Genomic DNA, 8,123 nt, shown 5'->3' with positions numbered 1-8,123 from the left:
CGACCGACCGCGTCATCCTCGAACTGCAGATGTACGGACATCGTCCGCATCAGGACGAGCTGGATCCGCGGCCACTTCCGGACGAGACGGTGGTCCGCGCGGGCCTCACCGGGATCTTCGAGACGTTCGCCGGCATGCTGGGCGACACAAGGCTTGAGCCCGACCTCGACGACTTGCTCTGGTCCGTCGTGAACGTCTTCCACCGCGCCGGCGAGCGGATCGCCCGAGATCTCGACCGCAACGAGGACGCGCAGCGCCTCAGCCAGAACGAGCAGGACGGCTCCGAGGTAAAATCGGTCGAGCTGGAGCGGCTCACGGCCGAAGGCATCACCTATCTCGAGCGCCGCAACGCCTTCGAGGTCATGCGCGACGAGGCGGCAGACCTGTTCGAGATGCACACCGGTTCCGCGTGGCGGCCACGCACCGGCTCGAAGGTGAACCATCAGGCGATGACCGCGGCGGTTATCGACTCCCGGGACTTTCTCGCCGCGCGCCGCCGTGCCGACACCGAGGTATTGCTCCCGGCCGGCACGAAGATCGCGTTCGCCGGCGGCGTCGACTATAACGATCACGAGCGGGTCTGGGCCGCGCTCGACAAGGCCAGCGAGAAGCACCCGGACATGGTGCTGCTCCACGGCGGCAGCCCGCGCGGCGCGGAACGCATCGCCGCCTGCTGGGCCGAGAGCCGGAAGGTCACCCAGATCGCCTTCAAGCCGGACTGGAACCGTCACGCCAAGGCGGCCCCGTTCCGGCGCAACGACCAGATGCTTTCGGTAATGCCGGCAGGCGTGATCGCCTTCCCGGGCTCGGGCATCACCGAGAACCTTTGCGACAAGGCGCGCCGGTTCGGCATTCCGGTCTGGCGGTTCACGGAGGACGGCGCGTGAGCGCCGTTTCTCGCCATCCCCGCGGTGCGCCGGTCACGGCGCATCGCGTCCCATGCCAGCGAATGGCACAGGCATCTCGGTATCGCCAGAGGGAGGAGGGCAGTTGGGAGGGGTGGGGGCTGTTGGAGAGAAAGGAGCGTCACCATGGCGATGATATTCATCGGCGGATCACGCGACATAATCGAGTTACCCGAGCCTGCCGTTGCGCGCATCGGCGCGATCATCGCGGCCGAGCACGGTGTGCTGATCGGCGACGCGCCCGGGGCCGACGCCGAGGCGCAGGGCCTGCTCGCGGGCTACGGTTATGAGCACGTCGGAGTATTCCATGCCGGCAAGGAACCCCGCAACAATCTCGGCGATTGGGCGACCTATCACATCCCGCCGCCGGCCGGCGCGCAGGGTTTCGCCGCTCATGCCGAGAAGGACCGAGAGATGGCCCGGCGTGCCGACTTCGGGCTGATGATATGGGACGGCGCATCACCGGGGACGGTCCTCAACGTGCTGCGCCTCGTCTTGAACGGATCGCCGTGCGTTGTTTACGACACAATGCGCGGCATGGTTGCAACCGCTCACGACACGTCGGATTGGCGTGCGATGCTTCATCATGCCGGGCCGGATGTCCGCAGGCAGGTCGAGGCCCGCATGACGCCAGACGAGCGGCTGACGTTGCCGACATGAAAGGGCTTACGAGCACGAAGACGCCTTTGCGCCATCGCCGGTCAATCCTTGATATTCTGGATATTCTGGATCGCAGAGGAGTATCCGCCCATGCGCGAGTTCACGACCGTCGACCTCAACAAGGCCGTTGGCGACGTCACCGACGCCGCCCGGCAGGAGCCCGTCATCATCACCCGGCATCGAAAACCACGGTACGTCCTGATGAGCTACGACCATTATGAACGCATGACGAAGGGGGGCAATCCTCGCCGCGCCCATCGCACCAGCCAGATGCCCGCCGAGCACGCCGAACTGTTTGCGGACGCGATCGACAAGCTCGTGCGAGGAGAGGGATACGACGATGAGCCGTGACTATCTCCCCGGCCAGGTACCTCCTATCCCTACCTCTGGGAATGGCAGACCCAGCAAGGCGAAACCGACGGTCGCAAGATGCGCCCCGTCTGCGTCGTCGCCGCCGTGCGCGGCGCAAGCGACGGGCTCACCCATCTGGCGCTTCTCGCCATCACCAGCGCGATGGCGGGCGAGGGCAGGACCGCGATCGAGATTCCCGAGATCGAGCGCCGGCGCGCCGGGCTTTCCGCGCAAGGCCGCGCCTGGGTCGTCGTCGACGAGTACAACTACGACATTGCCGAGCGCTCGTGGTTTCTCGAACCGGGAGGCGATATTCTCGGTCGCTTGTCGAAGCCCTTCATGATGAAGGTCGCGGCGGCATTCTCGGCCGCGCGGCGCGCAACCAGCGGCAGGGTCGACCGCACCCGCTAATTTAGCTCGGGGCGCTCGTGCTCGGCTTCGCCTTGCATATCCGGTCGGCACCGGCCCTTGAGACCGGCTGGTGGTGGCTCACTGCGGGTCGTCCCAGAAGATGGCTTGCCGTGTCAACTTGCCGCCGAAGCCGGATCGAGCGCACTGGAGAAGCCGTTCGCTTCGGCGGCTCTGGCTCGGCCGAGAGGCAGGTATCGGCGAAGCGTCGCGATCCGGTCCCAGCCCGCACCGATCTTGACGCTCACGCATCCGTTGGCCATGCGGTTGTCGCAGGCATCCTCACGCGCCTTGCCGAAGCTGGGGATGGGGCGATGCAGGGCATGACCCGGGAGGTCGGTACGGCTTGAACCTCCCATCGAGCCGTCAGCCATTGCGGTGCAGGTTGGCGATGGCGGCGCAGGATGTTTTCCGTTGGCCGCATCCGGGGCCATTCCCGTTTCATGTCGCCTTTGTAGACGACCGCCTGCTTTGTGCGGTCAACCCCCGTTGGGGGTACACTCGACGAATATTCAGGAAAATTCGATTTCTGTTTTTGTTTGCGGGCAGGCGAAGGGCCTGCCCGCGGTTTTTTCGGCAAATAGAATTTTCCAGAATTTTCGCCGAGATGACCGCAGCAGGACGGTCCTCTCCCTTTGGCGCCATCGGGAATGGTCCCGATGCAACCGAAGGAGAACTACCATGGCCACCACGATCGCAAACCTCACCACCAAATCCGACGGCTCGATGGAAGGCGTCTTCGCCACGCTGAGGGTCAACGCCCCGATCACCCTTATCCCGAACACCAACAAGTCGCGCGAGGACGCGCCGGACTACCGGATAGTCAACAAGCGCACGGGCTTCGAGATCGGAGCCGGCTGGCACCGCATCTCCCAGCGTTCGGGCGAGGAGTACCTCTCGGTCAAGCTCGAAGCCCCCGAGATCGGCGTCATCTTCGGCAATCTCGCTCCCGCCCCCGGCGGCGAGGAAAACAAGAAGGTCATCCTCTGGAACAACCCGCAGTGAGCCATCGGTGGCCGGTCCCACAAGGGGCCGGCTTCCCCACCGGAAAAAAGGAGGCCACGATGAGCCGTTACACCATCACCGTCACCGGACAGAGCCGTTCAGACCCCGAAGCGATCATCGGCTACGACCCGCCGCTCAGAACCTATTTCCTGCAGGCGTTTCCCCACGTAGAGACCGACGAGCCCGCGCTCTGGCTTGGCACCCACGATCGCGCATTCGAAACGCTTGGATATCTTCGCCACGCCGCGATTGCGCACGGCTACGACTTCATGCCGCTGCCGACCGATATCGCAGCCAAGCTGGTCGATGACAAAGCCATCGCCGGCGATCGTCCGCAGCGAGAAGGCACCATTGGCGAACTTCTGAAACGCCTCAACGATCCCCAGTGACAAACGCATCCTAAGGGCCGGCGGCGGAGCGATCCGTCGCCGGCCCTTTTTTTGTTTGCCTTAAAGAACCATGCGCATCGCGCACCAGACCAAGCCGGCAGAGACATCAAAACTGCCGGTTATTCCTTTGGCAGTTTGTGCTTATGAGCGCGGATGTAGTCCTGCACAGCCTTGCGCAGCAATTCGGTCATGCTATGGCCGTTGCTGATTGCCAGCAGCTTGAACTGGCGCTGCTCCACAACCGTCAGGTAGTAGCCGCAGCGGATCATCTCCTCCTCGCGAATCTTCTTTCCGGCGATGGGGTCCTTTTTCTGACCCTGCCGCAGCAGCTTGCGGAAATCGGGCCCGACTGCCGGTGACGGCTTTGTCGATTCCTGCATCAGTGGCGCAGCTTGCTCCTTGTTCCCTGACGGCTCGGCCTTCGGTGGGATGAACATGCTGGGCAGCGCCGGCGGCTGCGTGGAGATCGCCTTCATCATGCGGGCTTTCTTGTCGTCACCGGGTTTCGGTGCGGTTTCTTCACTCATGCCGCATTCCTTGTGGCTTCGATGAAGGTTTGCAGAAGGTCGTCGAAGACCCCTTCGCTCTCGGCAACCGCCTTCGCATCGGGCACTGCAGGGCTGTAAAGGGTCTGCCCGGTCTGTAGGTCGCGGTAGGCAACACGATTGTGCAGGACGTGTTCTGCAATCGGCGTGCCATTGGCCTGGATGATGGAGCGCAGTTCGGTCAGGGCTCGCGCCCTGCCATCGATGATGGTCTGCTTGGTCAGCACGAATATCGCAGGCAGCGGTCTACCCCGGCTCTCGACCGCAAGCGGAATGTAGTGGTCGGTGATCTGGATGGCGGCGGTCACGTCGTCGAGGGCAAAGTAGACCGGCACGACGACAATGTCGGCCGCGAAGAGCCCGGCCATGAGGTTGTCATTTGTGGTGCCTTCCGTATCGATCAGAACGACGGAGCGCTCGCCATTGTGAGTGGCTGCGGCGTCAAGGATTTCCTGCGGGGTCATCGCGCTCACCAGCTGGAGCCTGTCAGGACGATTGCCAGCGTCACCCAGCATCTGGAACCAGCGGTTCATATTCTGCCGCCGGTCGCCATCGACAAGAGTGACCGAATAGCCCCTATGCAGCGCGACGGACGCGAGGGTGCGCAGCATCGTCGATTTGCCAGTGCCGCCCTTTGGGATCGCAGCGGAGATGATCATGGGGGGCCTCCTTCCGGCGTTGGCTCCTTGTTTCCATGTTTACATGAAAACAAGTCATCATGGACACATGGAAACAATGTCACGGTCGAAACTCTTGGTGACATAGTCAACGGGGCAGGCCGGTTTGGCAACCCAGGCGCGCACCAAAAAGGCCCGCTCCGGATGCAATCATGACGCAGCGGCTATCTTCAGTGGGGAAGGGGTCCAATCGGACGATCCGACTGCGAACCGCTCGGTTGTCTCGATGTTAACATGGAAACAAGTCCCCAACGCATCATCGACATATCACAACAAATCACCATGGAAACATAGGAACGCCGCTGTTTTTCGGCAACCTTGCTTTGTTTTCTATTGGCAGGATAGCCTATTTTGTGATACACACAAAATAGGCGGCGCGGCCCTAGCGGGCCTTAGCGCCCGCAAGCGGGCTTGAGAGATGGATGCAGACGCTAAGAAAGCTGCGGTGAAGAGCGCGTCACGACGCTATGGCGAGGTGACGCACATCCGGTTTTCGGCTGACGAGCTGGCCAGTCTCAAAGCCATTGCGGAACGGGAGGGCGCAACCGTCAGTGAGGTCGTCCGACGTCTGGTGCGGGCTGAGGCCGGACATCTGCCTGTCGCGTCAGAGGCGTTGCGGCCGGCGATCGTGGACATGACCGATCAGCTGCGGCGCGTCGGCGTCAATTTCAATCAGGCCGTGCGCGCCATGAACGACGGCCGTGTTGCCCATGATGAGGATCTTGAGCAGGCTTTGATGGCGGTAGGCAACTTGGTGCGGCAGTTCCGCGAGGAACTGAAGGCGATGGCTGGCGGCTCCCGCAAGGCGCGGGAGGCCAGGCCATGAGCGGCCGGCTTGCTGGCTACGCAGCCGAAATCGAACGCTATCTTCGCGGCGCTGCCGGCGTGAAGCGTGAGGAGCCGGACGACGACAAGTCACTGACGGGCGCCCGACGCGAGGCCAGTGAATTCCAGGCGATGAAGAGTTATGAACGGACCGGTGGCGGCGGACGGGTCGGGCAAGGACAAGCCGGCTCGTTGGTAAGTGGCGGCAGGAACGCCCCTCGTTCGTCGCCGGGAGGGACAGGAGGAGGCTCCGTCCCCAGCGGTGCTGCGAAATCCGCGACGGCTGCTGCGACCTCTAGCGCGCCGATCATGGTCTATGGCGCCACGCTCGCCGGTTTCCGGCCGGAAGAGGAGGAGGAAGACTGGAAGCGGCGCGGCGGCAGCGGCGGCCGTGGTGCTGGTCGCCCAACCGGTACAGGACGAGCGGCGCGGGTCGCCTATCAGGCGCGGGCCGTCGCGGCACGGGCAGGCTATGCGGCGGGCGCGCAGCCTGCTGTGTTCAAGGTCATGCCCAATCCGCCATCGACCAAGGAAGCCGCCGCTAGGCTGCTCAATTACATCGGGAGGCGCGAGGACGAAAAAGGCGAGAAACACGACATCGAGATTTTCGACCAGGACGGACAGGTCCTTGCGACAGGCGGCGCACGAAAGGCGTTCCTGGAAACGTTTTGCGAGACGTTCGAACCGCCCCTGGAAAACACCAATTTTCTGGAGGTTCGTTTCGAGCTCGCCGGCGAGGTCACTAATGCCGCCTTGAGCGAAGCGCTGAACAAGGCATTCGCTTCGAAACCGTTCATCTATGCTCAGGACGGACTGACGGTGCAGGTTTACGCACACACGGATGAGCGGGCCGGGCCGCTTGCGAGGGTCCTGGCAGGCGGTCGTGAAAATTCGCGCAGCAAGGCGCTCGACAAGATCGAGGCACGCTTGTCCGAAGCGATGGGCGCGGTGGGCGTGTTCGCCAAGGCAGAGGTAACGGCGGCCGTGAGCCGCGAACCCAAAGCGAAATATTTCCTGCAGAAGTTCATCCGCACCCACAGCCAGGTCCGCCACGCAAATGGCGAGCCTGTGCCTGGGGCGAAGAATGCCACCACGGCGGCGGCTTCGGTCTATGAACAATGGCGCCCACAGTTTTCGGGGCGTGAACGCCGCAATGCCTATCACCTGCTTTTCTCGGCAAAGGCCGGCACCGATGCCAACGCCGTCATGGCCGCGGCGCGAGCCGTGATGGAGGAGCGCGCGCCAGGATACAAGTTCGTCCTGGCGCATCACAAGGACACCAAGCACGTCCATATCCACGCGATGGTACAGGCACGGTCAGCCGACGGCGAACGCCTGAAATTCTACAAGCCAGATCTGGTCGCCTGGCGCGAGACCTTTGCGGAAAAAGCACGCGAGACCGGCATTGCAATGGTGGCGACGCGGCGCATGGATCATGCGATGACGCGGCCCTTCACGAAGGAGCATGCCGGAGCCTACAGCCGCGCCCAGAGCGATCCGCGCTATCAGGTCAGCGCCAGGACGGTCGAGCGGGTGGAGGCCAAGCGGCAACGCCGTTTGGATGGACAATCCCTTGTCGTGAACGGCGATGCAATCGCTGCCGCATGGCAAAAGACTGTTACGACGATGCGGACCGCAGGCGTAGTCGGTCAGGCTCTCGCGGCAGCGGAGTCGATCGGCAGCAATTTTCTGCAGTTCCGTCGCGATCGGACAGGGGAGGGGCAACCAAGTCCTGGCGCGGGTCGCGGAGCGGATCAATCGGGGCAGAAGTCTTTCCTGTCCCATCCCGGTATGAGAGAATTAAATGCACTGATAGGAGATTTGAACATGGCGCAAACCCCCTTGGAAATGCGGCGTCAGATGGCCCGCGTCAATCAGGCCCTGGACAACATGCGCGAGACGCTGCCGCCGGCCCATCAAGGACAGTTCGAACAGTATCGTGAAGAGGTCAACGACAAGATGCACGACCGTCTCGCGCGGCTGCAATTCGAGCGCCAGCAACAGCGTCGTGGTGGTGGCAATGGCGAGCCGATCCCCGAGCGCGAGGCTCGAGGGCGTGACCTCCCAACTCGGGACGATCCCCGCGAGCCAGAGCAGCCGCGCACCGGCACCGAGCAGGAAAAGGTGAAAGCCAAGCAGAAGGACGCGAACAAGCAGAAGACTCAGCAGGCTGAAGAGCAGGACCGCAAGACCCACCGCTCGAATGATAACGATTACGAGCGCTGAGCAAAGATTGCTTGCCGGCCCTTAAGGCGCGGGAGAGTCCAGGAACAATGTCGCCGGGGCTCGTTCGTGCCTCCGAGGGCCAGGATCGATAGCCACGCATCTCATTGCGGGGCAGTCAGATGCGGTCCCGTT

Annotated in this window: 10 protein-coding genes and 1 pseudogene; 8 read left to right on the top strand and 3 right to left on the bottom strand. The window is 63.0% G+C overall.

Features of this window, described 5'->3' with window-relative positions; all coding sequences use genetic code 11:
• The 4 genes and pseudogenes from MESS4_RS29920 to MESS4_RS29905 all read left to right on the top strand — a co-directional run.
• Nucleotides 1-887: DUF2493 domain-containing protein (locus MESS4_RS29920; protein WP_036242524.1), on the top strand; the 887-nt coding region annotated here is incomplete at its 5' end.
• A 144-nt stretch (nucleotides 888-1,031) separates the two neighbouring features.
• Nucleotides 1,032-1,565 (top strand): hypothetical protein, encoded by a 534-nt coding sequence (locus tag MESS4_RS29915; protein ID WP_006339497.1) that lies wholly within the window; start codon nucleotides 1,032-1,034, stop codon nucleotides 1,563-1,565.
• Between the two features lie 90 nt (nucleotides 1,566-1,655).
• Nucleotides 1,656-1,916 carry a type II toxin-antitoxin system Phd/YefM family antitoxin gene (locus MESS4_RS29910; protein WP_006339496.1) on the top strand — a complete coding sequence of 87 codons (261 nt, stop codon included), beginning with the start codon at nucleotides 1,656-1,658 and terminating at the stop codon, nucleotides 1,914-1,916.
• Nucleotides 1,906-2,327, top strand: a pseudogene (locus MESS4_RS29905) (hypothetical protein). The gene MESS4_RS29910 and the pseudogene MESS4_RS29905 overlap by 11 nt, the downstream one beginning before the upstream one ends.
• Before the next feature lie 113 nt (nucleotides 2,328-2,440).
• On the opposite strand, the gene MESS4_RS29900 reads toward MESS4_RS29905, so the two are convergent.
• Nucleotides 2,441-2,758 (bottom strand): hypothetical protein, encoded by a 318-nt coding sequence (locus tag MESS4_RS29900; RefSeq protein WP_006339494.1) that lies wholly within the window; start codon nucleotides 2,756-2,758, stop codon nucleotides 2,441-2,443.
• A 247-nt stretch (nucleotides 2,759-3,005) separates the two neighbouring features.
• Here MESS4_RS29900 and MESS4_RS29895 point away from each other — a divergent pair, with 247 nt between their 5' ends.
• Both MESS4_RS29895 and MESS4_RS29890 read left to right on the top strand, forming a co-directional pair.
• Nucleotides 3,006-3,329: a DUF736 family protein gene (locus MESS4_RS29895; protein WP_006339490.1), complete on the top strand. Its 324-nt coding sequence runs from the start codon at nucleotides 3,006-3,008 to the stop codon at nucleotides 3,327-3,329.
• A gap of 59 nt (nucleotides 3,330-3,388) precedes the next feature.
• Nucleotides 3,389-3,718: a hypothetical protein gene (locus MESS4_RS29890; RefSeq protein WP_006339488.1), complete on the top strand. Its 330-nt coding sequence runs from the start codon at nucleotides 3,389-3,391 to the stop codon at nucleotides 3,716-3,718.
• Between the two features lie 119 nt (nucleotides 3,719-3,837).
• Here MESS4_RS29890 and MESS4_RS29885 read toward each other — a convergent pair whose 3' ends face one another.
• Nucleotides 3,838-4,245 (bottom strand): hypothetical protein, encoded by a 408-nt coding sequence (locus MESS4_RS29885; RefSeq protein WP_006339485.1) that lies wholly within the window; start codon nucleotides 4,243-4,245, stop codon nucleotides 3,838-3,840.
• Nucleotides 4,242-4,922 (bottom strand): ParA family protein, encoded by a 681-nt coding sequence (locus MESS4_RS29880; RefSeq protein ID WP_006339484.1) that lies wholly within the window; start codon nucleotides 4,920-4,922, stop codon nucleotides 4,242-4,244. Before MESS4_RS29880 ends, MESS4_RS29885 begins: the two co-directional genes overlap by 4 nt.
• 436 nt (nucleotides 4,923-5,358) lie before the next feature.
• Here MESS4_RS29880 and MESS4_RS29875 point away from each other — a divergent pair, with 436 nt between their 5' ends.
• Together MESS4_RS29875 and MESS4_RS29870 are read left to right on the top strand one after the other, a co-directional pair.
• Complete coding sequence (locus MESS4_RS29875) at nucleotides 5,359-5,766, top strand: ribbon-helix-helix protein, CopG family (protein WP_006339483.1); 408 nt, start codon at nucleotides 5,359-5,361, stop codon at nucleotides 5,764-5,766.
• Complete coding sequence (locus MESS4_RS29870; protein WP_006339481.1) at nucleotides 5,763-7,991, top strand: relaxase/mobilization nuclease domain-containing protein; 2,229 nt, start codon at nucleotides 5,763-5,765, stop codon at nucleotides 7,989-7,991. Before MESS4_RS29875 ends, MESS4_RS29870 begins: the two co-directional genes overlap by 4 nt.
• Nucleotides 7,992-8,123: the final 132 nt, after the last annotated feature.

Source organism: Mesorhizobium sp. STM 4661, from assembly GCF_000359125.1.
Lineage (GTDB): Bacteria > Pseudomonadota > Alphaproteobacteria > Rhizobiales > Rhizobiaceae > Mesorhizobium.
Note: the sequence above shows the minus strand (reverse complement) of the source record. Positions and strands in the feature narration are given on the sequence as shown.

Bases quoted from the DNA above. Each gene is read 5' to 3' on its own strand.
- MESS4_RS29915 (WP_006339497.1), top strand. From the start codon at position 1,032: ATGGCGATGATATTCATCGGCGGATCACGCGACATAATCGAGTTACCC.
- MESS4_RS29910 (WP_006339496.1), top strand. From the start codon at position 1,656: ATGCGCGAGTTCACGACCGTCGACCTCAACAAGGCCGTTGGCGACGTC.
- MESS4_RS29900 (WP_006339494.1), bottom strand. From the start codon at position 2,758: ATGGCCCCGGATGCGGCCAACGGAAAACATCCTGCGCCGCCATCGCCA.
- MESS4_RS29895 (WP_006339490.1), top strand. From the start codon at position 3,006: ATGGCCACCACGATCGCAAACCTCACCACCAAATCCGACGGCTCGATG.
- MESS4_RS29890 (WP_006339488.1), top strand. From the start codon at position 3,389: ATGAGCCGTTACACCATCACCGTCACCGGACAGAGCCGTTCAGACCCC.
- MESS4_RS29885 (WP_006339485.1), bottom strand. From the start codon at position 4,245: ATGAGTGAAGAAACCGCACCGAAACCCGGTGACGACAAGAAAGCCCGC.
- MESS4_RS29880 (WP_006339484.1), bottom strand. From the start codon at position 4,922: ATGATCATCTCCGCTGCGATCCCAAAGGGCGGCACTGGCAAATCGACG.
- MESS4_RS29875 (WP_006339483.1), top strand. From the start codon at position 5,359: ATGGATGCAGACGCTAAGAAAGCTGCGGTGAAGAGCGCGTCACGACGC.
- MESS4_RS29870 (WP_006339481.1), top strand. From the start codon at position 5,763: ATGAGCGGCCGGCTTGCTGGCTACGCAGCCGAAATCGAACGCTATCTT.